The sequence below is a fragment of the Wenyingzhuangia sp. 2_MG-2023 genome, from assembly GCF_030548295.1.
In the GTDB taxonomy this organism is placed as follows: domain Bacteria; phylum Bacteroidota; class Bacteroidia; order Flavobacteriales; family Flavobacteriaceae; genus Wenyingzhuangia.
Genome location: NZ_JAUOSB010000142.1, coordinates 1 through 252, shown reverse-complemented (window position 1 = coordinate 252; position 252 = coordinate 1). Strand labels below are relative to the sequence as shown.

Genomic DNA, 252 nt, shown 5'->3' with positions numbered 1-252 from the left:
GAAGAAAATTGTATTTTTAACATTGTCGATATGAAGGACGATAATTCAAAAAATGAAGATATCAAGCAGCTTTATTTTTTCATTAACCAATTGGACAGACTGAACCGAGCAATCATGTTGCTGTATTTGGAAAACCAAAGCCATAACGATATAGCGGACAGTTTAGGTCTCAGTAAATCCAATGTAGCAACTCGAATCGGTCGTATTAAAGAAACTTTAAAACAACAATTTATGCAACAGGCGTCTTAACAT

1 protein-coding gene is annotated in these 252 nt (G+C 33.7%); it reads left to right on the top strand.

Translation table 11 applies throughout. The annotated features are described in order from the left end of the window. The coding region (locus Q4548_RS16925) for an RNA polymerase sigma factor (RefSeq protein ID WP_303457241.1) at positions 1-249 on the top strand (249 nt) is incomplete at its 5' end. Positions 250-252: the final 3 nt, after the last annotated feature.